General features: G+C 62.5%; 19 protein-coding genes and 1 pseudogene. 12 read left to right on the forward strand and 8 right to left on the reverse strand.

What is annotated here, in order from left to right; translation table 11 throughout:
* On the forward strand, positions 1 to 203 hold a 203-nt coding region (locus P3T16_RS00005; RefSeq protein ID WP_429258182.1), incomplete at its 5' end, for a hypothetical protein.
* A 53-nt stretch (positions 204 to 256) separates the two neighbouring features.
* Here P3T16_RS00005 and P3T16_RS00010 read toward each other — a convergent pair.
* From P3T16_RS00010 to P3T16_RS00020, 3 genes are all read right to left on the reverse strand, one after another.
* Positions 257 to 1,525: an SGNH/GDSL hydrolase family protein gene (locus P3T16_RS00010; RefSeq protein WP_429340705.1), complete on the reverse strand. Its 1,269-nt coding sequence runs from the start codon at positions 1,523 to 1,525 to the stop codon at positions 257 to 259.
* 263 nt (positions 1,526 to 1,788) lie between these two features.
* Positions 1,789 to 3,411: an NAD(P)/FAD-dependent oxidoreductase gene (locus P3T16_RS00015; RefSeq protein WP_429340706.1), complete on the reverse strand. Its 1,623-nt coding sequence runs from the start codon at positions 3,409 to 3,411 to the stop codon at positions 1,789 to 1,791.
* Between the two features lie 144 nt (positions 3,412 to 3,555).
* Positions 3,556 to 3,852: a DUF2628 domain-containing protein gene (locus P3T16_RS00020; protein WP_429258185.1), complete on the reverse strand. Its 297-nt coding sequence runs from the start codon at positions 3,850 to 3,852 to the stop codon at positions 3,556 to 3,558.
* Between the two features lie 345 nt (positions 3,853 to 4,197).
* On the opposite strand from P3T16_RS00020, the gene paaA reads away from it, so the two are divergent.
* From paaA to P3T16_RS00060, 8 genes and pseudogenes are all read left to right on the forward strand, one after another.
* Positions 4,198 to 5,196, forward strand: a complete 999-nt coding sequence (gene paaA / locus P3T16_RS00025; RefSeq protein ID WP_429340707.1) for a 1,2-phenylacetyl-CoA epoxidase subunit PaaA — start codon at positions 4,198 to 4,200, stop codon at positions 5,194 to 5,196.
* Between the two features lie 68 nt (positions 5,197 to 5,264).
* The gene (gene paaB, locus P3T16_RS00030; RefSeq protein ID WP_429258353.1) at positions 5,265 to 5,549 is read left to right on the forward strand and encodes a 1,2-phenylacetyl-CoA epoxidase subunit PaaB; all 285 of its coding nucleotides are present in this window, start codon (positions 5,265 to 5,267) and stop codon (positions 5,547 to 5,549) included.
* 8 nt (positions 5,550 to 5,557) lie between these two features.
* The gene (paaC, locus tag P3T16_RS00035; RefSeq protein WP_429340708.1) at positions 5,558 to 6,361 is read left to right on the forward strand and encodes a 1,2-phenylacetyl-CoA epoxidase subunit PaaC; all 804 of its coding nucleotides are present in this window, start codon (positions 5,558 to 5,560) and stop codon (positions 6,359 to 6,361) included.
* Between the two features lie 28 nt (positions 6,362 to 6,389).
* Positions 6,390 to 6,935, forward strand: a complete 546-nt coding sequence (gene paaD, locus P3T16_RS00040; RefSeq protein WP_429340709.1) for a 1,2-phenylacetyl-CoA epoxidase subunit PaaD — start codon at positions 6,390 to 6,392, stop codon at positions 6,933 to 6,935.
* Position 6,936: 1 nt separating this feature from the next.
* On the forward strand, positions 6,937 to 8,025 hold the full coding sequence (gene paaE, locus P3T16_RS00045; RefSeq protein WP_429340710.1) for a 1,2-phenylacetyl-CoA epoxidase subunit PaaE: 1,089 nt from the start codon (positions 6,937 to 6,939) through the stop codon (positions 8,023 to 8,025).
* A gap of 198 nt (positions 8,026 to 8,223) precedes the next feature.
* A pseudogene (locus P3T16_RS00050) lies at positions 8,224 to 8,520 on the forward strand (DUF3658 domain-containing protein); the annotation flags it as partial.
* A 22-nt stretch (positions 8,521 to 8,542) separates the two neighbouring features.
* The gene (locus tag P3T16_RS00055) at positions 8,543 to 9,148 is read left to right on the forward strand and encodes a TetR/AcrR family transcriptional regulator (RefSeq protein WP_429258190.1); all 606 of its coding nucleotides are present in this window, start codon (positions 8,543 to 8,545) and stop codon (positions 9,146 to 9,148) included.
* 233 nt (positions 9,149 to 9,381) lie between these two features.
* A complete protein-coding gene (locus P3T16_RS00060) occupies positions 9,382 to 10,050 on the forward strand; it encodes a GNAT family N-acetyltransferase (protein WP_429340711.1) in 669 nt (222 codons plus the stop codon).
* A 95-nt stretch (positions 10,051 to 10,145) separates the two neighbouring features.
* On the opposite strand, the gene P3T16_RS00065 is transcribed toward P3T16_RS00060, so the two are convergent.
* Positions 10,146 to 10,667 carry an Lrp/AsnC family transcriptional regulator gene (locus tag P3T16_RS00065; protein WP_429258192.1) on the reverse strand — a complete coding sequence of 174 codons (522 nt, stop codon included), beginning with the start codon at positions 10,665 to 10,667 and terminating at the stop codon, positions 10,146 to 10,148.
* Between the two features lie 151 nt (positions 10,668 to 10,818).
* On the opposite strand from P3T16_RS00065, the gene hppD reads away from it, so the two are divergent.
* A complete protein-coding gene (gene hppD / locus P3T16_RS00070) occupies positions 10,819 to 11,916 on the forward strand; it encodes a 4-hydroxyphenylpyruvate dioxygenase (protein WP_429340712.1) in 1,098 nt (365 codons plus the stop codon).
* Positions 11,917 to 12,061: 145 nt separating this feature from the next.
* Here hppD and P3T16_RS00075 read toward each other — a convergent pair whose 3' ends face one another.
* Positions 12,062 to 12,256, reverse strand: coding sequence for a hypothetical protein (locus tag P3T16_RS00075; protein ID WP_429340713.1), 195 nt, complete (start codon positions 12,254 to 12,256; stop codon positions 12,062 to 12,064).
* 354 nt (positions 12,257 to 12,610) lie between these two features.
* Here P3T16_RS00075 and P3T16_RS00080 point away from each other — a divergent pair, with 354 nt between their 5' ends.
* The gene (locus tag P3T16_RS00080; protein ID WP_429340714.1) at positions 12,611 to 16,237 is read left to right on the forward strand and encodes an indolepyruvate ferredoxin oxidoreductase family protein; all 3,627 of its coding nucleotides are present in this window, start codon (positions 12,611 to 12,613) and stop codon (positions 16,235 to 16,237) included.
* 129 nt (positions 16,238 to 16,366) lie between these two features.
* On the opposite strand, the gene P3T16_RS00085 is transcribed toward P3T16_RS00080, so the two are convergent.
* Together P3T16_RS00085 and P3T16_RS00090 are read right to left on the reverse strand one after the other, a co-directional pair.
* A complete protein-coding gene (locus P3T16_RS00085; protein ID WP_429340715.1) occupies positions 16,367 to 18,646 on the reverse strand; it encodes an NADP-dependent malic enzyme in 2,280 nt (759 codons plus the stop codon).
* A gap of 289 nt (positions 18,647 to 18,935) precedes the next feature.
* The gene (locus P3T16_RS00090) at positions 18,936 to 20,180 is read right to left on the reverse strand and encodes an MFS transporter (protein ID WP_429340716.1); all 1,245 of its coding nucleotides are present in this window, start codon (positions 20,178 to 20,180) and stop codon (positions 18,936 to 18,938) included.
* A gap of 340 nt (positions 20,181 to 20,520) precedes the next feature.
* Here P3T16_RS00090 and P3T16_RS00095 point away from each other — a divergent pair, with 340 nt between their 5' ends.
* Positions 20,521 to 21,207 carry an orotate phosphoribosyltransferase gene (locus P3T16_RS00095; RefSeq protein WP_429258198.1) on the forward strand — a complete coding sequence of 229 codons (687 nt, stop codon included), beginning with the start codon at positions 20,521 to 20,523 and terminating at the stop codon, positions 21,205 to 21,207.
* 133 nt (positions 21,208 to 21,340) lie between these two features.
* Here P3T16_RS00095 and P3T16_RS00100 read toward each other — a convergent pair whose 3' ends face one another.
* Positions 21,341 to 22,021 carry a response regulator gene (locus tag P3T16_RS00100; protein WP_429340717.1) on the reverse strand — a complete coding sequence of 227 codons (681 nt, stop codon included), beginning with the start codon at positions 22,019 to 22,021 and terminating at the stop codon, positions 21,341 to 21,343.
* Positions 22,022 to 22,224: the final 203 nt, after the last annotated feature.

Consider the following 22,224-nt stretch of genomic DNA (forward strand, 5'->3'; position numbering starts at 1 on the left):
CGAAACCGCACCGCGCTGCGTCACTTCGCAACCACTCCGGCACCGCTTCGTTCTGCGTCGCTGCATCAGCAGCAGAGAAACGAGATTATGAAGAATCTTTTTCGTTTCGTCAACATTATTTTTTGCTTTCGCTTAAAACCTTGTTGACGCTACGGCCGCTGGTTTCTGCAGCGGCGCTCGTTCGCAAACGAGGAGGCGAATAGTAGGCGAACATCGGCCGTATGACAAGGGGATGACGCAAATCTTTTTCCGCGACTCATTTCCAGGCCGAATTCGCTACCGCGTCGAGCGGAACTGCATCAGCCATGGCGGCATATCCCGCATCGCTGGGATGGATGCGGTCGCCACTGTCGTAGGTTCGTTGCAGACGATCTGGCTGCGCAGGATCCCGCAACGCTGCGTCAAAGTCGATCACGCCGTCGAACGCGTGGCTCGTCCGGATCCACTGGTTCACCGTCGTGCGGATCGCTTCCCGCTGCGGCGGCAGTGATGCCGGCGTCAGTGTGGCGCCGAAAATGCGGATGCCGCGGCGATGCGCAGCAGCAATGACGCGCTGGAAGCCGCCGATCAGGTCGCTCGCCGTCACCTGTGTGTGCGGGAAATCGCAGTCGAGGCCGGTGCGCGGCGGCATTCCGGCGAAATTAATGTCGTTGATACCGATCAAGAGGATCGCGGCTTTCACACCCGGCCGTTCGAGCACGTCCCGGTCGAAACGTTTGACGAGTGCGTCGCCGTAGCATGGCGAGTCGCTTAAAAGACGGTTCCCGCTGATGCCCAGGTTCACGACGGCTGTCGACCGGTCGCCCTCGCGGGCGAACCGGCGCGCCAATGCATCGGGCCAGCGGCGGTTCTGGTTGAGGCTCGAGCGCATGCCGTCGGTGATGGAATCGCCGATGGCAGCGATCGCGCCGGACGCCGGGGCGTCGACCGACAGTCCGGTCACCCACGCGAATTGCGTGAACCGCTGGCGGAAAGCGTCACCCGTCGCGTCGCCCGCGTGGTTGCCGGGCGCCGAAACGTAGCTGACCTGGCTCGAGACGCGATGCCACGCGACGAGACGCTGCCCCGGCCCCATAAACGAACTGACAACGTACGGTTCGCCACTGGCGATACTGATGGCAGCTGGATCACTCTCGACCGCGCCGCCGGCCGGCACAGACACCGAGTTTTTCCCGCCGAACGTCACCCGAACTTCGTCGCTACTTTGCGCGGCCGCGCCGCCGGCCGAGCGGGCGAGGCGGAGATCGTCAATGACAAGGGGCGCGGTGCCGTATTTATTGCTCACGTGCAGCCGGACAGCCTTTCCTGACAACGTCGGATAAATGATCTGGCGCACCGTGCGACCCGCAATATCAGGCGCGCGATACAGCGGCGGCAGGTCGGCTCGCTGGGGGATCGGCTGGAGCGCGGTCGCCCATGCGGTGGTCCAGTGATCGGGGACGTCTGCAGCGAACACGGCAGAAGGGGCTGCAAGCTGGGAGAGCAGAACTACACCGCAAACAGCGGCCAGCGTACGAGGGCTCATTCGGATGATCGGTCGGTTGGAACAAGGCGCCCATTGTGCACGATCGAGACGTTACGACGCCCGGATCCGATGATCTCGCGAGATTGAAGCCACAGCGCGCGTTCCAGCGCGAACGGCACGCCTGGCATCGCTGGTGGTTCTGGTATTGCGCACAAGGCAACCATGCCGGGTCATCAGCGGCACGGCGTCGACTCACGCGCCCAGCGGCGCTGCTGGCCGCGTGCCAGGCTGAAAAACCTCAGCGCCCGCGCGCCTGACCGCGATTACGCCGTTTGCGTCGACACCATGTTCAACGCCAGCGCCTCTGCCACTTCGATGCCGTCGATGGCGGCGGAATAGATGCCACCCGCGTACCCTGCGCCCTCTCCCGCCGGGTACAGGCCCTCAATATTGATGCTTTGATAGTCGTCCTTGCGTCGCACGCGGATCGGCGACGACGTACGCGTCTCGACGCCAGTCAGCACTGCGTCGTGCATCGCGAAACCGGCGATCTTTTTGTCGAGCTGCGGGAGCGCTTCGCGGATGGCTTCGATGACGTAGTCGGGCAGCGCCGTGCTCAGATCGGTCGGATGCACGCCCGGCTTGTACGAGGGCACGACGGAGCCGAGCGACGTCGATGGCCGCCCCGCGATGAAATCGCCGACCAGCTGACCCGGCGCGCAGTAGTTGCTGCCCCCGAGTTCGAACGCCCGCTCCTCCCACTTGCGCTGGAAGGCAATGCCTGCGAGCGGTCCGCCCGGGTAATCGTCCGGCGTAATGCCGACGACAATCCCCGCGTTCGCGTTGCGTTCGGCGCGCGAGTACTGGCTCATGCCGTTCGTCACGACACGCCCCGGCTCGGAGGTCGCCGCAACCACCGTACCCCCGGGACACATGCAGAAGCTGTACACCGCCCGTCCGTTGCCCGCGTGATGGACCACCTTGTAATCCGCCGCGCCAAGTTCCTTGTGTCCGGCAAATTTACCGAAACGGCTCCGGTCGATCAGGCCTTGCGGATGCTCGATCCGGAAACCCAGCGAAAACGGCTTCGCTTCGATATAAACGCCGCGATCGTGCAGCATCTGGAACGTATCGCGGGCGCTATGGCCGACGGCGAGGACCACGTGATCACAGCGCAACGTTTCGCCGTTCGACAGCACCAGTGCGCGCACCTTGCCCTGATCGATCTCGATGTCGTCGACGCGCGTCTCGAAGCGCACCTCGCCGCCGAGTTCGTGAATCGACGCGCGCATTTTTTCCACCATGCTGACGAGGCGGAACGTGCCGATATGCGGCCGGCTCAGATAGAGAATGTCTTCCGGCGCGCCTGCCTTGACGAATTCGTCGAGTACCTTGCGGCCGTAATGCTTCGGATCCTTGATCTGGCTGTACAGCTTGCCGTCGGAGAACGTACCGGCCCCACCTTCCCCGAACTGAACGTTCGACTCCGGGTTCAGCACACTCTTGCGCCACAGGCCAAAGGTGTCCTTGGTGCGCTCGCGCACGGCCTTGCCTCGCTCAAGAATGATCGGGCGAAAACCCATCTGCGCGAGGATCAGTCCGGCGAACAGACCGCACGGCCCCATGCCGATAACGACCGGGCGCAGCGCAGTACCGCCTGCGGGCGCTTTCGCGACAAAGTGATACGACATGTCCGGCGTCACGCCGCAATGCGGCTGACCGGCGAGACGGCTTACCGCCGCTGCTTCGTCCTTCACTTCGACGTCGACGATATACGTCAGCTTGATATCGCTGCGCTTGCGGGCGTCATGGGCGCGGCGGAATACGGTGTAGCGGACGAGTCCGTCCTTCTTGACGCCGAGATCGGCGAGACGCGCGAGCACGGCGGCGTCGAGATCGCTTTCGGCGTGATCGAGCGGGAGTTTGATTTCGCTGAGACGTAGCATGGGAACCGGGAATGCGGGAAGCCGCGGAATCGCGGCCAATCCGTAATTTTATAGGTTATGCCGTGACGCGGGGCGAGAACCGGGGAACGGGCGGCTGGCCGCGCGTCGCGTCGGCCCCGGCTTTCGCCATTCCCACGCATGTCGTCACAAGACGACAAACCCCTTGCGCTCAAGCGCCTGGCGATGCCATTTGTTGCCGTTCACGCCACAGTAAACGGCGAACGCCACCGACAGAACAAGGCTGATCAGGTCGGCCGTCATGCCTGCGAGTCCAATAACCGTAAGCAGCAGGTCAACGGCCAGCATCAGCAGCGCGACGAGCCATAGCCGTCTCATCAAGGCCCAAAACGGACCGAGCAGGCATGCCGGCCAGCTGAATCCCGTGGCGACGGCGACCGTTTCGTCCGTGCTTCGGTGCTGCATATAGATTCGCTCTGCCATCTCGTCTTTTCTATGCTGGGGTTAAACGACGCCGTCGCTGCAGCGGTCTGCGGATTCCCGAAACTACCTGTCGGTCGCCACCTAAGGGCGAAACGATGAGCCGATATTGACCTTCGCGTGCATTGGCGTACGGCTCTGGTGAACTGCGCCTGCGGATGTCAGCCACAAGCGAAAGTGGCTGCCGAAATCAGCCCGACTACGCCCCGCTCGACCTTGCTGCCAACCCACTCGAACTGGATGGCAACCGACACTACCCCAAAATCAATCCTAAAAAAATCATTAACCGACCGGTCGGTTGATTTATACTGCCGTTCATGCCCAACTCCGGACGAGAGCGTTAAGACCATGTACACGCAATCCCTCGATATTCCCGGCAACGTCGCGCCGATCGACGCCGCTGCCAGTTCGCCCGAGCAAGCCCGCTTCGACGCCGTGATGGAAGCCGACGGCAAGATCGAGGCGCAGGACTGGATGCCCGACGCGTACCGCAAGACGCTCGTGCGCCAGATCTCGCAGCACGCGCATTCGGAGATCGTCGGCATGCTGCCCGAAGGCAACTGGATCACGCGCGCGCCGAGCCTGAAGCGCAAGGCCATTCTGCTGGCCAAGGTGCAGGACGAAGCCGGCCACGGCCTCTATCTATATAGCGCAGCCGAAACAATGGGCGTCTCGCGCGACCAGCTGGTCGACGCGCTGCACAGCGGCAAGGCGAAATATTCGAGCATTTTCAACTATCCGACGCCCACGTGGGCGGATGTCGGCGTGATCGGCTGGCTGGTCGACGGTGCGGCGATCATGAACCAGATTCCGCTGTGCCGCTGCACATATGGCCCGTACGCCCGCGCGATGATCCGCATCTGCAAGGAAGAGTCGTTCCATCAGCGCCAGGGTTTCGACGCACTGCTGTCGATGATGAAGGGCACCGAAGCGCAGCGCGAACTCGTCCAGCAGGCGGTGAACCGCTGGTGGTGGCCGGTGCTGATGATGTTCGGCCCGAGCGATAAGGATTCCATCCACAGCGGCCAGTCGTTCAAGTGGGGCATCAAGCGCATTTCGAACGACGACCTGCGTCAGAAATTCGTCGACGCCACCGTCGACCAGGCGAAGCTGCTCGGCGTCACGCTGCCGGACGCAGACCTGAAATGGAACGAGGAACGCGGCCACTACGACTACGGCACGATCGACTGGGACGAATTCTGGCGCGTCGTCAACGGCGACGGCCCGTGCAACAAGGAGCGGCTCGCCACCCGCGTGAAAGCACATAACGATGGCGCGTGGGTGCGCGAAGCCGCCCTCGCCCACGCCGAAAAACAGCGCCAGCGCGCCCAGCCGCACGCCGCCTGAGCGCGGCCCGTGCATCGGCATCTGCATCGAACGGACAAAGATTCAGGAGATCGACAATGGACAAGTCAGTGAACAGGGAATGGCCCATCTGGGAAGTGTTCGTGCGCAGCAAGCAGGGACTCGACCACAAGCATTGCGGCAGTCTGCATGCGTCGGACGCATCGATGGCGCTGCGCATGGCGCGCGACGTCTACACGCGCCGCCAGGAAGGCGTGAGCATCTGGGTGGTGCCTTCGTCGGCAATTACGGCGTCCGCGCCGGAAGACAAGGCGGAGCTGTTCGATCCGGCCGGCGACAAGATCTATCGCCACCCGACGTTCTTCACGCTCCCCGACGAAGTCAACCACATGTAAGCGCGGTCATGTCCACTACACCCCAACACCTCCAGTACGTGCTGCGCCTCGCGGATACCGCGCTGATCCTTGGTCAGCGCAACGCCGAGTGGACCGGACACGGCCCGATTCTCGAAGAAGACATCGCGCTCGCCAACATGAGCCTCGACCTGATCGGCCAGGCGCGCCTGCTGTACCAGCACGCCGCCGAACTGGAAAAGACGCTCACCGGCAACGCGCGCACCGAAGACGACTACGCGTACTTCCGTGCCGAACGCGAGTTTGCGAATTACACGCTCGCCGAGTTGCCACACTATGGGCCACTCTCCGGCACCGCCCACGCGGAAAAGGATTACGCGGTCACGATCGTGCGCAATTTCCTGTTTGCGTCGCTGATGGCGCATCTCTGGACGGCGCTCACCGCGTCGACGGACGAACAGCTCGCTGCGATCGCCGCGAAGTCGATCAAGGAAACGCGATATCACATGCATCACGCACGCGAATGGCTGATCCGCTTCGGCGACGGTACCGACGAATCGCATCGCCGCGCGCAGAACGCGCTCGATTACCTGCTGCCGTACACCCGCGAGTTTTTCAGCGCGGACGACGTCGAAAATGCGATCGCTGCCGCAGGCATCGGCCCGAAGACGGCCGATCTCGAAGTGGCGTGGCTCGAAAACGTCCGCGAAGCGCTCGATGAAGCCACGCTCACCCTGCCCGAACCGGTGAAACACATCACGACCGGCAAGCATGGCGAGCATTCCGAGCACATGGGTTACGTACTGGCCGAAATGCAAAGCATCGCGCGCCAGCATCCGGGCGCGACCTGGTAATCCTCGACAAGCCAAACGGAGCAAGCCGATGACCGCGACACTCGCCGCCCGCCCCGACGCCACGCTGGAACACGCGTGGGCCGTGCTCGAAGCCGTCCCCGATCCGGAAATTCCGGTCGTCTCGATCCGCGAGCTGGGCATTCTGCGCGACGTGCGCCACGCCGCCGACGGCGTGCTCGAAGTCGTCATCACGCCGACCTACTCGGGTTGCCCCGCGATGTCGCAGATTGCCGGGGACGTCGGTCTTGCTCTGGATGCTGCGGGACTCACGCCGCACCGGATTGCGACCGTGCTCGCCCCGGCCTGGACCACCGACTGGATGACCGCCGGCGCCCGCGAAAAGCTGCGCGCCTACGGCATCGCGCCGCCGACCGGCAATTGCGGCGGCGAAGCCGCAGCCGCGCCGCGCGAGAAAGTGCTCCGCTTCGTGCCGAAGCCGCTTGCCGCGCCTGCGTGCCCGCGCTGCGGCTCCGCGCACACGGAACGCCTCGCGCAGTTCGGCTCGACGGCCTGCAAAGCCCTGTACCGCTGCATCGACTGCCGCGAACCCTTCGACTACTTCAAACCGTACTGATATGGCCACTCCGCAATTTCATTCGCTGCGCATTCGGGAAGTGCGGCCGGAAACCGCCGACGCGGTTTCCGTCGCCTTCGAAGTCCCTGTCGACCTGCGCGAGCAGTTCCGCTTCACGCAGGGCCAGTTTGTCACGCTGAAAACGCATATCGACGGTGAGGAAACGCGCCGCTCATATTCGATCTGCGTCGGCGTGACCGATTATGATCGCGACGGCGAACTGCGCATTGGCATCAAGCGCGTGCGCGGCGGCCGGTTCTCGAACTTCGCGTTCGACACGCTGCAACCCGGCCACACGATCGACGTCATGACGCCCGACGGCCGCTTCTTCACCCACCTGAACGCGGATCAGGGCCAGCAATACGTCGCGTTTTCAGGCGGCTCGGGTATCACGCCGGTGCTCGCAATCATCAAGACAACGCTCGAAGTCGAGCCGCGCAGCACGTTCACGCTGGTGTACGGCAACCGCAGCGTCGATCAGATCATGTTCGCCGAGGAACTCGAAGATCTGAAGAACCGCTTCATGAACCGGTTCATCCTGTATCACGTGCTGTCGGACGATCTGCAGGACGTCGAGCTGTTCAACGGCGTGCTCGATCAGCAAAAGTGCACGGCGTTTCTCGAGACGCTGGTGCCGGCAGACGCAATCGACGAGGCGTTCATCTGCGGCCCCGGCCCGATGATGGACGCCGCTGAAGCTGCATTGAAGGCTGCGGGCGTGCCGGCGGCGAACGTGCACGTCGAGCGCTTTGGCTCGCCGCTGCCGCAGGCGGGCGTGCCACCGGTCGAAATCACCGAAGACACACCTGCCGCCGACCTCGAGATCGTGCTCGACGGCAAGCGGCGCAAGCTGCGTCTGCCGTATCAGGGCGTGAGCGTGCTCGATGTCGGCCTGCGCGCCGGGCTTGCGCTGCCGTACGCGTGCAAGGGCGGCGTCTGCTGCACGTGCCGGGCGAAGGTGCTCGAAGGCGAAGTGAAGATGGAAAAGAACTACACGCTCGAACAACACGAGATCGACGAAGGTTTCGTGCTCACGTGCCAGTGTCATCCGGTGAGCGATCGGGTGGTCGTCAGTTACGACGAGCGGTAGACGGTCTTTCGCCAGCTACCACCGGCCGACATCGAAGTCGGACGCTTTCGGCGCATTCGCGATCCGCTTACACTAGGGGCCGCTCGCGATCAGGACGCGTTCCCGATCGGCGAGCGGCCCCTTTTTCGCCGATTTTCGTCTTCCCTTACGCCGACACACCGAGCCGCCCACGCCTTGCCGATGAGCACGATCCACTTCACAAACGGCGAGACGCGTCGATGGCGCGACAACACATTCGCGAGCGGCACGTTCGCCGAACTGGACGCCGTCATCCTCGAACACGCCAGCGAAGGCTGGCAACCCGCCTCGCGAGTCGCCGCGGAGCTGATGACGGCCGACATGGGCTTCCTGGTCAGCGACCGGATTGCGCTGTGGCGCTTCCGTGAACTGGCCGCGGCCGGCCGTGTGCAACTGCGCGGCGACGCGACAGCGTGGCGTACGCTCGAACTTTGCCTCATCCGGACATCCCGTCCTGCTACTCTTTCCACTGTCTAAAGCTAATAACAAACACGAGACCATGGCCCGCACCCGAGCCCCAGACCACGACACGCAACGCGACCAGATCCTCGAACTGGCCGCTGGAAAGTTCGCGCAGACAAGTTACCCGAGCACTTCGATGGCCGACCTTGCCGCCGCGAGCGGCACGTCGAAAGCGCGCCTGTACCATTACTACGAGAGCAAGGAAGCGATCCTGTTCGATCTGCTCGACCGGTACACGAAGCGGCTGATGCTGATCATCGCGGAAGTCGAAGGCGCGAGCCAGCGACGCGGCCTGAGCGAGCGCGAGACGTTCGCCGAACTGATCCGCGCGTTTCTCGCTGAATACGAGACGTCGCATAGCCGGCACGTCGCGCTGCTGAATGACGTCAAATATCTGGTCGATGCGCAACGCGAGATCATCCTGAACCGTCAGCGCGATGTGGTCGCAGCGTTCGCGCGACAGTTGTCGCGCGCCTATCCGGAGCGAGCGACCCGCGAAAACCAGACGGCGCTCACGATGATGGTGTTTGGCATGATCAACTGGACCTTCACGTGGCTCAAGCCGGACGGCCGGATGGGGTATCCAGAATTTGCGGAACAGGTGGTCAGCGTGATCGACCACGGATTGCGCGCGAGCGAGTAATTTTTCGCGCCGCACCATGAAGACCTAGGCGCCTCATAAAAAGGGGCACTTCATTGTCCGTTTGTCGCCACACAAAAAATACACATACAAATCAAATACATAAACCGAGACAGGCGTTCATATAGAACGACTCCTCGAATCCAGATACGGGTTTTCCCTAGTGACGGACGGGCGTTTCCGCTAGAATTCGTTTTGCGGCGCATCAATGCCGCCACACGAAAAGGAGAACCACCATGACCCAGACCACTACGCGCGCCAACGAGCCGATCGTGACATCCGATCGTCCGCTGCAGATGACCGGCCGCGCGCCCGCTCTGGTTCGGGAACTCACCGTGATCGATCGCGAAAAGCTGCTCGCGCACTTTCTCGCGCTTGACGCGGACGATCGCCTGCTGCGCTTCGGTCAGATCGTGCCGGATCACGTCATCGAAAACTACGTCCGCACGATCGACTTCAAGCGCGATACCGTTTTCGGTGTGTTCGACGCACAGCTCCAGCTGACCGGCGTCGGCCACCTGGCCTATCTGCCTGCTGAAGGCGACAGGCGCACGGCCGAATTCGGCGTGTCGGTGCTGGAAAGCGCGCGCGGCGAAGGCATCGGCACGAAGCTGTTCGAACGCGCCGCGATCCGCAGCCGCAACACGCACGTCACGATGCTCTACATGCACTGCCTGTCGCGCAATTCAACGATGATGCACATCGCGAAGAAGTCCGGCATGAAGATCGAATACGCATACGGCGAAGCCGACGCGTATCTGACGCTCAAGCCCGCCGACCAGTCGAGCATCATTACTGAGATGCTGCAGGAACAGGCTGCGGTCTTCGATTACGCGATCAAGCGTCAGGCTCGTAACGCTTCGAAGATTTTTGAATCGTTTATGCCGGATGCCGCGGCTGCGTAATCCCGCCTCGTAAAGGCAAGCATCGAGAGGGCGTCCCTTGGCGGACGCCCTTTTTGCATGCGCGCCGGATGCGTGCCGGGTTGGTGCCCGCACGTTCAACGAATCGGCAGCGCCGTCGTCTCCTTGAACTTCTCGAGCGAAAAACTCGACTTCACGTCGATCACCGACGGATGGCGCAGCAGCTGGTCCTGCACAAAACGCGAGAAATGGGCCATGTCTTCGACCTGCACGCGCAGCAGGTAATCCATTTCGCCCGTCATCGCGTGACACGCCACGACTTCCGGCCAGGTCTGCACCGCCGCGCGGAACAGGTCGGCGTGCGTCGCGCCGGGGCGCGCCGTCGTTGTGCTTTCACCGCGCGCGCCCGGCAGCGGACTGCCGCGCTTTTCCAGCCGTACGTTGACGTACGCCAGCAGATCGAGCCCAAGTTGCTGCGCGTCGAGCAGCGCGACGTAGCCGCGGATCACGCCGCTTTCCTCCAGGCGCCGGATCCGTCTCAGGCATGGGCTCGGCGACAGGTTCACCCGCTCCGCGATTTCCTGGTTCGACAGCCGGCCATTCTCCTGCAGGATCGCGAGTATTCGCCGGTCGATCGCGTCCATCTCGAATTTAGCCATTTTCTGCCGCCCGCTCGGTCTGATGAGGCAATAAATGGCGTCAGCGTATCGACCAGCGATTAAGTTCGCAAGTTTTCGTCGCCCTCACGCCGATACACTGACTCTCATTCGTTCATGGAAAACGCGCTTCCCCGCGATTCAGGAGACAGACATGCAGGTTCCAACCTGGGAGAACCCCGTCGGCACCGACGGCTTCGAATTCATCGAATACACCGCGCCGGACCCGAAGGCACTCGGCAAGCTGTTCGAGCAGATGGGCTTCACCGCCGTCGCGCGGCATCGTCACAAGGATGTGACGCTGTATCGTCAAGGTGACATCAACTTCATCGTCAATGCCGAGCCGGATTCGTTCGCTCAGCGCTTCGCGCGTCTGCATGGCCCGTCGATCTGCGCAATCGCGTTTCGCGTGCAGGACGCAGCGAAGGCGTACCAGCACGCGCTCGACCGCGGCGCCTGGGGTTTCGACAACAAAACCGGCCCGATGGAACTCAACATTCCGGCCATCAAGGGTATCGGCGACTCGCTGATCTATTTTGTCGACCGCTGGCGCGGCAAGAATGGCGCCGAACCGCACAGCATCGGCGACATCAGTATCTACGACGTCGACTTCGTGCCGATTGAAGGCGCGAACCCGAACCCGGTGGGCCACGGTCTCACGTACATCGATCACCTGACGCACAACGTGCATCGCGGTCGCATGCAGGAATGGGCGGAGTTCTACGAGCGGCTCTTCAACTTCCGCGAAGTGCGTTACTTCGATATCGAAGGCAAGGTGACCGGCGTGAAGTCGAAGGCGATGACCTCGCCATGCGGGAAGATCCGTATTCCGATCAACGAGGAAGGCTCGGAAACGGCCGGCCAGATTCAGGAATACCTCGACGCATATCATGGCGAAGGCATCCAGCACATCGCGCTCGGCAGCGCTGACATCTACACGACGGTCGACGGCCTGCGCGACGCGAAGATCGCGCTGCTCGATACGATCGACACGTATTACGAACTCGTCGATCGCCGCGTTCCGAATCACGGCGAGCCGCTCGACGAACTGCGCAAGCGCAAGATTCTGATCGACGGTGCACCAGAAGATCTGCTGCTGCAGATCTTCACGGAGAACCAGATCGGGCCGATCTTCTTCGAGATCATCCAGCGCAAGGGCAATCAGGGCTTCGGTGAAGGCAACTTCAAGGCGCTGTTCGAATCAATCGAACTCGATCAGATTCGCCGTGGCGTGGTGCAGGACAAGGCTTGATCGCCAGCACCCGAAGAAGGCTGCGAAACAAAAAGGCGAGGATCCTGAGGTGGATCCTCGCCCTTCTTTCGTTTGCGCTACCGCCGTATGGAGGCGACAGCAGGAACTGGATAGACGTCGCGCGCCGCGTCAGCGGCCTGAGCGGTCAGGACCGCCGGTCGAACTGTCCGGCCTGGCCGGACGTTTGAGGCTGATCTGCTTCGCGGGACGCGGATGCAACCAGGGCGGTGCGACCGACCGCGGTTGCCAGTGTGCTGGCGCTGTTCGGGCGAGCCGGCGCGCTCATGGCAAAGAATGCTGCGGAGAGCATCATAAAGGTCTGAATGTTGCGTGAAATCATGCGTACTCCTTTTTCTGACTGCCTGTCCGTCCTCAAGCTCAAGCGTATGCAGAGCGTTTCAAACATTGAACAAGTGGGCTATTAGACACGCATCGGCTGCCCGGTTCCAGCGAATCGGGCAGCTTTTACAGCCTGTTACAGCACGAGATCAAACGTTACGAACGTGCTCACACAGGTGTCACATTCACTGCGCAACCGACCGCCAGCATGGCCATCTGGCCTATCTGCGGCGGGTTTGTACCAGTGCTACCATCGCAAAAAAGCCGTCAATATGGCGACCCTGGCTGAAGCATTCACAAGATGCGGAGGCGCAGAAGTTTTGGTGATCCCAAACTGGGTGGAGGAGTACACATAATGAATGCCCCGCTAGACGCCGGACAACGAGCCAGACTCGAAGCCGCGCTATCTTCCGTCACGCTCGACGACAAATACACGCTCGAACGCGGCCGCGCGTACATGAGCGGCATCCAGGCGCTGGTCCGTCTGCCGATGCTGCAGCAGGAACGTGACAAGGCCGCCGGGCTCAATACCGCCGGCTTTATCTCCGGTTATCGCGGCTCTCCGCTGGGCGGACTCGACCTGTCGTTGTGGAAGGCGAAGCAGCATCTCGCCGCGCACCAGATCGTGTTCCAGCCGGGCGTCAATGAAGACCTGGCCGCCACCGCCGTCTGGGGTTCACAGCAGGTCAACCTGTACCCGAGCGCGAAATACGATGGCGTATTTTCGATGTGGTACGGCAAGGGCCCGGGCGTCGACCGCACCAGCGACGTCTTCAAGCACGCGAACTCCGCCGGCTCGTCGCCACATGGCGGCGTACTGGTACTCGCCGGCGACGATCACGCCGCGAAATCCTCGACGCTCGCGCACCAGTCCGAACACATCTTCAAGGCGTGCGGCATTCCGGTGCTGTTTCCGTCGAATGTGCAGGAATATCTCGACTTCGGCCTGCACGGCTGGGCAATGAGCCGCTACTCCGGTCTGTGGGTTGCGCTTAAGTGCGTGACCGATGTGGTCGAGTCGTCTGCTTCAGTCGATATCGATCCGCACCGCACACAGATCGTGCTGCCGACCGACTTCGTGATGCCCGACGGTGGCCTGAACATCCGCTGGCCAGATCCGCCGCTCGTGCAGGAAGCACGTCTGCTCGACTACAAGTGGTACGCCGCCCTCGCCTACGTACGTGCGAATAAACTGGATCGCATCGAGATCGATTCGCCGCAGGCGCGCTTCGGCATCATCACCGGCGGCAAGGCGTATCTCGACGTGCGTCAGGCGCTGACCGATCTCGGTCTCGACGACGAAACCTGTTCGCGCATCGGTATCCGTCTGTACAAGGTCGGCTGCGTGTGGCCGCTCGAAGCGCAAGGCGCACATTCGTTCGCGCGCGGCCTCGAAGAAATTCTGGTGGTCGAGGAAAAGCGGCAGATCCTCGAATACGCGATCAAGGAAGAACTGTACAACTGGCCGGACGCGCAGCGTCCGCGCGTGTACGGCAAGTTCGACGAGAAGGACGGCGCCGGCGGCGAATGGTCGGTGCCGATGGGCAACTGGCTGCTGCCCGCGCACTATGAGCTCTCGCCAGCAATCATCGCGAAGGCGATCGCGACGCGGCTCGACAAGTTCGACCTGCCGTCCGACGTCCGCGCCCGTATTGCGATGCGCATCGCCGTGATCGAAGCGAAGGAACGCGCTTTGGCGAAGCCGCGCGTCGAAGTGGAGCGCAAGCCGTGGTTCTGCTCGGGCTGCCCGCACAACACGTCGACGAACGTGCCGGAAGGCTCGCGCGCGATGGCCGGCATCGGCTGCCACTACATGACGGTCTGGATGGACCGCAGCACGAGCACGTTCAGCCAGATGGGCGGCGAAGGCGTCGCGTGGGTCGGCCAGGCGCCGTTCACGAACGACAAGCACGTATTCGCGAATCTCGGCGACGGCACGTACTTCCACTCCGGGCTGCTCGCGATTCGCGCGGCGATCGCGTCGAAGGCGAACATCACCTACAAGATTCTTTACAACGATGCGGTCGCAATGACCGGCGGCCAGCCGGTCGACGGCGTGCTGACCGTGCCGCAGATCACGCATCAACTCGCGGCCGAAGGCGCGACGAAAATCGTCATCGTCACCGACGAGCCGGAAAAGTATGACGGCGCGAAACAGCAGCTCGCGCCTGGCGTCACGATTCACCACCGCGACCAGCTCGACGAAGTGCAGCGCGAACTGCGCGAAATCTCGGGCACTTCGATCCTGATCTACGACCAGACGTGCGCCACTGAAAAGCGTCGCCGCCGGAAACGCGGCACATATCCCGATCCGGCGAAACGTGTCGTGATCAACGAAGCCGTGTGCGAAGGCTGTGGCGACTGCTCGGTGAAGTCGAACTGTCTGTCGGTCGAACCGCTGGAAACCGAATACGGCACGAAGCGCCAGATCAACCAGTCGACCTGCAACAAGGACTTCTCGTGTCTGAACGGCTTCTGCCCGAGCTTTGTCTCGGTGGAAGGTGGGCAGTTGCGCAAGCCGAAGGCAGCCTCCGGCGTGGACAAAGACGCGATGCCGCCGGTGCCGGAGCCCGATGTCCCCGCGATCGGAAAGCCGTATGGCGTGCTGGTGACGGGCGTCGGCGGCACGGGCGTCGTGACGATCGGCGCGCTGCTCGGCATGGCCGCGCATCTGGAAAACAAGGGCGTGACGGTGCTCGACGTCACCGGCCTCGCGCAGAAGGGCGGCGCCGTGATGAGCCACGTCCAGATCGCGAACAACCCGGCCGACATCCACGCGACGCGCATCGCTATGGGCGAAGCGAGCCTCGTGATCGGTTGCGACGCGATCGTCACGGCGAGCGACGAATGCATGTCGCGGATGCAGGAAGGCCAGACGCGCGTCGTGCTGAACAGCGCCGCGACGCCAACCGCCGAGTTCATCAAGAACCCGAACTGGCGCTTCCCGGGTTCAAGCTCAGAAGCTGACGTACGCGCGGCAGCGGGCGACGACGGTGTCGACGCCGTCGACGCGAATCACTTCGCGGTCGCGTTGCTGGGCGATGCGATCTATACGAATCCGTTCGTGCTGGGTTACGCGTGGCAGCGCGGCTGGGTGCCGCTGACGCATCAGTCGCTGAAACGCGCGATCGAGCTGAACGCGGTGCAGGTCGAGAAGAATCTGTCGGCATTCGAATGGGGTCGTCGCGCGGCGCATGATCTGGCTGGCGTGCGCAAGCTGGTGAAGTCGCAGGCTCGAGGCGAGGCAGGCACGAGTGCAGGCGCGACAGACGAACCGGCGACGGGCGGCAAGATCATCACGCTCTACACACCGAAGGCGCTCGATACGCTGATCGACAGGCGCGCGACTTACCTCGCCGCGTATCAAAACGATGCGTACGCGACGCGTTACCGGAAGCTGGTGGCGGACGTGCGCGCAGTGGAAGCATCGCTCGATACCGGCGACGGTCAGTTCCCGCTGACCGAAACGGTCGCGAAGAACCTGCACAAGCTGATGGCGTACAAGGACGAATACGAAGTCGCGCGGTTGTATGCCGACCCGGCGTTCGTCGAAAAGCTGAAGGCGAGTTTCGAAGGCGAGTGGAAGCTGAATCTGTACCTCGCGCCGCCGGCGTTCTCGAAGAAGGACGCACACGGCCATCTCATCAAGAAGAAGTACGGCCCGTGGGTGTTCAAGGCGATGCACGTACTCGCGAAGATGAAGTTCCTGCGCGGCACGGCGCTCGATCCGTTTGGCAAGACGGAAGAACGTCGCACGGAACGTGAACTGATCGGTGAGTACGAGGCGCTGGTGCGTGAGCTTTGCAACGGCCTGACCGCTGAGAAGCGCGCGCTGGCTGTCGAACTGGCAAATCTGCCGGACGGCATCCGCGGTTACGGACACGTGAAGGAGAACAACCTGAAGGGCGTGCGCGTGAAGTGGAACGATCTGCTGGCTCGCTGGCGCTCATCAGAAGCTGGGGGTGCACAGCACGCAGCATGAACGCACCTCGCCGCGCACGAATCTTCTGTGTTCGCGCGGTGAGACAAGCGGAAAACGGCTGTCCTTGAAGGGTCAGCCGTTTTTTTTGACCGGGCGACGAGCGCCTCGCATCCCGGTCACCCACTCACATCAACCACCCGAGCGCACCCGTGCGTTCGCCGAAGCCACCGCCGTCATATTGATGATCCGGCGCACGGTCGCCGCCGGCGTCAGGATATGCACCGGTTTTTCCGCGCCGAGCAGGAACGGCCCGACCGTCACGCCCTCGCCGCCGACCATCTTCAACAGGTTGTACGCAATATTCGCCGCTTCGACGTTCGGCATGATCAGCAGATTTGCCTCGCCGCTCAGCGTGGTGCCCGGGAACGCGGCCTTGCGCACCGCCTCCGACAGCGCCGCGTCACCGTGCATTTCGCCGTCGATTTCGAGCGTGGGCGCACGTTCACTGATCAGCTTGCGTGCCGCCGCCATCCGCACGGACGACGAAGACGGCGCGCTGCCGAAATTCGAATTCGACAGCAGCGCGACCTTCGGCGTGATGCCGAATTTCTCGATCTCGCGCGCCGCCAGCATCGTCATGTCGGCGAGCTGTTCCGCGGTGGGTGTTTCGTTCACGTACGTGTCGCAGATAAACAGATTGCGGCCTGGCAGCATCAGCAGGTTCATCGCCGCGAAGTTCTGCACGTTCTCCGCCTTGCCCAGCACCTGCTCGACGAAGTTCAGATGCGTGTGGTACTGGCCGATCATCCCGCAGATCATGCCGTCCGCTTCGCCGAGGCGCACGAGGATCGAGCCGATCAGCGTATTGAACTTGCGCATCGCGGCCTTCGCGACGTCCGGCGTGATGCCTTCTCGCGCGCCGATCTCGTGATACGCCTGCCAGCACTGCTGGTAACGCGGGTCGTCTTCCGGATTGACGATCTCGAAGTCTTCGCCGCACTTGAGCTTCGAGCCCATCTTCTTCAGACGCATGTCGATCACCGCCGGGCGTCCCACCAGGATCGGCCTCGCGATTTTCTCCAGCAGCACGAACTGCGCGGCGCGCAGCACGCGCTCGTCTTCACCTTCCGCGAACACAACGCGCGCCGGCTGCGATTTCGCCGCAGCGAACACCGGACGCATCACCATGCCCGTGCGATACACCGTCGTGCCGAGTTCTTCGCGGTACGCGTCCATGTCCTTGATCGGACGGGTCGCGACGCCCGAATCCATCGCCGCCTGCGCCACGGCCGGCGCGATCTTGATGATGAGACGCGGGTCGAACGGCTTCGGAATCAGATACTCCGGACCGAATTCGAGCGAGTGGCCTTCGTATGCCTTCGCGACTTCATCGCCCTGGTCGGTTTCTTCGGCCAGTTCAGCAATCGCGCGCACGCATGCGAGCTTCATTTCCTCGGTGATGGTCGTTGCGCCGACATCCAGCGCGCCACGGAAGATGAACGGGAAGCACAGCACGTTGTTGACCTGGTTCGGATAGTCCGAACGGCCCGTCGCGATGATGCAGTCCGGGCGCACCTTCTTCGCGTCTTCCGGACGGATTTCCGGGTCGGGGTTCGCGAGCGCGAGAATCAGCGGCTGCGTGCCCATCTCCTTGACCATTTCCGGCTTCAGCACGCCCGCGCTCGAGCAGCCGAGGAACACGTCGGCGCCGCGGATCGCGTCGGCCAGCGTGCGGTCTTCGGTATGCGCTGCGTAACGTTCCTTCGACGGATCCAGATTGCCGCGACCTTCGTAGATCACGCCCTTCGAATCGACCACCAGAACGTGCTGCTTCGACAGCCCGAGGTTCACGAGCAGATCCAGGCACGCAATGGCCGCGGCGCCCGCGCCCGAACATACGAACTTCACTTCGTCGAGCTTCTTGCCGACCACTTTCAGGCCGTTCAGGATCGCCGCCGAAGCGATGATCGCGGTGCCGTGCTGGTCGTCGTGGAAGACCGGAATCTTCATGCGCTCGCGCAGCTTCTTCTCGATGTAGAAGCACTCCGGCGCCTTGATGTCTTCGAGGTTGATGCCGCCCAGCGTGGGTTCGAGCATCGCGATCGCTTCGACGAGCTTGTCCGGATCGGACTCGCTGAGTTCGATGTCGAAAACATCGATGCCGGCGAATTTCTTGAAGAGACAGCCTTTGCCTTCCATGACCGGCTTTGCGGCGAGCGGTCCGATATTGCCGAGACCGAGCACAGCCGTGCCGTTCGTGATCACGCCGACGAGGTTGCCGCGTGACGTGTACTTCTGCGCGTCGAGCGGCTCTTCGAAGATCGCCATGCAGGCTGCGGCGACGCCCGGTGAATACGCGAGCGATAGATCGAGCTGGTTCGACAGCGGTTTGGTCGGCGTGACCGAAATCTTGCCGGGTTTCGGATTCTGGTGATACGCGAGAGCGCTTTGCTTAAGTTGTTCGTCCATTTTCTGGCCTGCGAGACGTTAGTAATGGGCCCGACACGCTGCATCGTGGACGTCGCCTGCGCATATCGAATGGGTAATCGACTGCGGCGGTTTTCGCCTGTGCCGGTTAGGCGCGGCGTCGAACCTGGGCGTTGGGCAAGACGATGCGGAACGTTTGGCGGGTCGACCAGTGTACACCCCGCATCCACCATTACACGTCGGGTTTACAGCGGCAGACAGGGCACGAAACAAGGCTGACGCATGCTGCGACGCAGCATGCCGCGTGGCGTCTTCGAGCGCGAAAACGTGCTTATTCGAGCAACGTCCCGCGTCGCTCCGGAATGAGGAACAACGTCGCGACAATGTCGAGCAGATAGATCGACGCGAGCAGGCCAAGCGCCGCGCCGAACGAAAACCGTGCCGCCAGCGCGCCCACCACGACGGGCCCGAAACCGCCCACCGCACGCCCGATATTGAACAGAACGTTTTGCGCCGTGGCGCGCGCTTCGGTCGGATACAGTTCCGAGATCAGCGCACCATAGCCGCCGATCATTCCGTTGACGAACACGCCCATCACCGCGCCGCCGATCAGCAACGCGAATGGCGTCGACAGATGCGCATAGACGAACACCATCACCACGGCGCCCGCCTGATAGAACAGGAACGCCGGCTTGCGGCCGAAGCGGTCGGCGGCCATGCCGAACAGCCAGATGCCGCAACCCATGCCGATCACGGTTGCCGCAGTCCACAAACCCGATTTCGTCAGCGAGTAGCCGAACGTCTTCGAGAGATAACTGGGCAGCCAGATCATCAGGCCGTAGTAACCGAAGTTCTGCACCGAACACAGGATGGTGACGCCGAGACTCACGCGCATCGAGCGCGCGTCCGCCACCAGCAGTTTCAGCGGCAACCGGCGCCGTTCATGGCGGCTGGCGCGTTCAGCATGCTGGCTGAACAACGCCGGCTCTTCGACGCGCCTGCGCACGACGAACGACACGACCGCCGGCAGCAGACCGATCGCGAACATGCCGCGCCAGCCGATGATGGGCAGCAGAAGCGGGGTCAGCAGCGCCGCGGCCAGCACACCGAGTTGCCATCCGAGCCCGACATACGACGACACGCGCGCCCGCTGCGACGCCGGCCACGCTTCTGCGACGAGCGTCATGCCGATGCCGAACTCGCCGCCAAGGCCGATGCCGGCGATCGTCCGGTACGCGAGCAGGTCGGCATAGCCCTGCGCAAGCGCGCACATACCCGTGAAGACGGCAAAGATCAGGATCGTCCACGTCAGCATCCGCACGCGGCCGAAGTAGTCACTGAGCACACCGAAAATGACACCGCCCGCGACCGCGCCGATCAGCGTCCACGTGACCAGCGATCCGGCCTGCGCCGACGACAGATGAAGGTCGAGTGCGATCACCGGCAGCATGAAACCGAGAATCAGCAGGTCGAAACCATCCATTGCGTAGCCGAGCACCGATGCGATCAGCGCGCGGGCCGCGTAGCCACGGCGGTCGGACGTAGCGGAAGCGGAGGAGGAAGGAACGGTGTTCATGGGGCCGGCGGAAACGCACTGGAAAATCGCGTGAGTGTAAAGGGGCGCCTCTGCCGTCACAACCTGGCCAAAAAGCCGGCAATCAGGTGCAGTCGCGCGCCGCGCAGGCCGGTTGCGCGGCAATTCCCGCGTCACAGGGCTCCTCGGAACGGTCCCGATCGGGTAAAATCGCGGGCTACGCGTGTAGCAAACCGGCCGATCAACTGCCCGGCCGCGTATTTCGCCTGCGATCAGCCACGAGCCGTCCATGACGCTCCGCCCGTCGCGTTGCGAAATGCCGCGCTTGCTACGCCACCGGGCCCCGCGCCCGCCCTCCCCGTTGACACCCAAGGATCCGCCCATGACAGGCTTCGATCGCCAGACGATCTCCGACACGACCGCCAAGATGCTGCTCGAAGTGCAGGCCGTGCACTTCAACGCGGAAAAACCGTACATTTTCACGTCCGGCTGGGCGAGCCCGGTCTATATCGACTGCCGCAAGCTGATCTCGTATCCGCGCGTGCGTCGCGGCCTGATGGAAATGGCTGAAGCCACGATCCTGCGCGACGTCGGCTACGAGCAGATCGACGCCGTCGCCGGTGGCGAAACCGCTGGCATCCCGTTTGCGGCGTGGCTATCCGACCGCCTGATGGTGCCGATGCAATACGTGCGCAAGAAGCCGAAGGGTTTCGGCCGTAACGCGCAGATCGAAGGTCTGCTGACCGAAGGCCAGCGCGTCCTGCTGGTCGAAGACCTGACCACCGACAGCCGCAGCAAAATCAACTTCATCAACGCGCTGCGCACGGCCGGCGCGCAGGTGAACCACTGCTTCGTGCTGTTCCACTACAACATCTTCAAGGAAAGCGTGTCGGTGCTGAAAGACATCGACGTCGATCTGCACGCACTCGCCACGTGGTGGGACGTGCTGCGCGTCGCGAAGCAAGCGGGCTACTTCGAAACGAAGACACTCGACGAAGTCGAGAAATTTCTGCACGCGCCGGCCGAATGGTCGGCAGCACATGGTGGCGCGACGGCTTCACCGCAGTAAGCATTAAGCCTCTGGCAGGCTGAGGCCGGAGGCTGCAGCATCCGCCGCGCCGATCCCGGCTAGTAAAAAAACCGCCTGTCCGAAAGACAGGCGGTTTTTTTATGCGCTACAGATCAATAGCACGGACGCAAACTCAGCCCGCATCCCCCGGTGTGTACGAAGACAGGTTCAGCAAGCCATTGCTCTGCGCGTACTGGAACAGTTCCGAATCGCGCTCGAGGCCAAGCTTGCGCATCGCCGTGTTCTTCTGGGTGCTGATGGTCTTGATGCTCCGGCTCAGCTGTTCGGAAATTTCCTTGATCGTCATGCCGGACACAAACAGCCGCACCACCTCGAGTTCCCGTCGCGAGAGGATCACTTCGCTGGTCTTGCCGCCGGAATTCATGCGCAATGTATCGAGCGCCGCGCGCACCGACGGGCTCATATATTCCATCTTGCGGTGGACGTGTTGCACGGCGAGCCCGATGTGGCTCAGATCGTCCGACTTGTTGACGACCGATTCGACGCCCAGATCGCTCAGACGTTTGAGCAACGCGGCATTTTCGAGCATCGTCAGCACCACGATGGCGAGCGTCGGGAAATTGCGGCGCAGATAGCTGATGAGCGGCAGGCCGTCGCCGTACTGGCCGCCCGGCATGGCGAGATCGGTCACCAGCACGTCGCAGGGGATGGTCTGGAGAATGTGGATCAGTTCAGTGGATTGCTTTGCTCGCGCAACGACCTCGATCCCCGGGAATTTGAGCAATGCGTTCTCGGCACCGAACAGAATGACTGGGTGGTCGTCGGCCACCACGACTCTGATGTTCTCCTGCATGCGCTCCCTCGACGAAAGCCAAATGACGATGCTTCGGTCATTTAACGTATTCTAGATTTGTTAATCTTGCCTGCGGTCCCGACCACTTCGCAATTGATCCGAATATAGCCGATTTCCTTGCGCGACGGCCCTTTCAGGGAAGGGAATCGTCTCAAACAAACACCTCACCGGGTCACAATCGACGCCGGAGCGCAAAATAGGGA

This window comes from Paraburkholderia sp. GAS42, assembly GCF_050436565.1.
Lineage (GTDB): Bacteria > Pseudomonadota > Gammaproteobacteria > Burkholderiales > Burkholderiaceae > Paraburkholderia.